The organism is Dyadobacter endophyticus (genome assembly GCF_014641595.1).
GTDB classification, from domain to species: Bacteria; Bacteroidota; Bacteroidia; order Cytophagales; family Spirosomataceae; genus Dyadobacter; species Dyadobacter endophyticus.
Window position 1 is genome coordinate 1 of sequence record NZ_BMIA01000019.1, and the last position, 879, is coordinate 879.

The window sequence follows — 879 nt, forward strand, 5'->3', positions numbered from 1 at the left end:
GTAGGCATCCTCATTGTCCAGGGACAAAGTTAGTGGCATAAGCCCAAGCATTGTTGGCAACAGGATCAGCAACGTGGTCGTAAAGGTTCTGAATAGGGCCCTTGCCGGTGACAATGGCCTGAACAAAGAAACCAAACATGGAGAACATAGCCAAGCGACCGTTCTTGAGTTCCTTCACCTTCAACTCAGCGAATGCATCAGGGTCATCAGCCAGACCAAGAGGGTCAAATGCACCACCAGGGTAGATAGGGTCAAGTCCTTCACCAAGTGGTCCTCCACCAACTCTGTAACCTTCAACAAACCCCATGAGCACAACCTGAACAGCCCAGATAGCAAGGATGCTCTGAGCATGGATCAGGNGGTCAAAAGCACCACCAGGGTAGATTGGGTCAAGTCCTTCACCAAGTGGTCCTCCACCAACTCTGTAACCTTCAACAAACCCCATGAGCACAACCTGAACAGCCCAGATAGCAAGGATGCTCTGAGCATGGATCAGGTTTGGGTTGCCCAAGTAGTCAAGGCCTCCCTCTGAGAAGATCTGTGCACCGGCCTTGAACCACACGGCCTCGCCGAATTTGACACCATTCTTCTCAAGGATCTCTGGGAAGGTGCAGCCAAGGGCACCAAGCATTGCCCATCTGCTGTGAATCACCTCCAGCTCCCGGTTCCTGGCGAAGGTTTCCGGGTCAGCTGATAATCCAGCAGTGTCCCATCCGTAGTCACCAGGGAATTCTCCGGTCAGGTATGATGGAATCTGCTCCGAGAATGGACCCAAGTACTTGGGACGGTCAGGGCCATACCAAATGCTCTGAGGAGCACTCTTGACGGTGCGGCGCATGTTAGTGCGACCTTTGCCGGCGCCACCGGTCTTGCGGACGA

1 protein-coding gene is annotated in these 879 nt (G+C 53.6%); it reads right to left on the bottom strand.

Features of this window, described 5'->3' with window-relative positions; all coding sequences use genetic code 11:
* Positions 1-10 precede the first annotated feature (10 nt).
* Positions 11-838 carry a chlorophyll a-b binding protein gene (locus tag IEY24_RS33280; RefSeq protein ID WP_188939490.1) on the bottom strand — a complete coding sequence of 276 codons (828 nt, stop codon included), beginning with the start codon at positions 836-838 and terminating at the stop codon, positions 11-13.
* Positions 839-879: the final 41 nt, after the last annotated feature.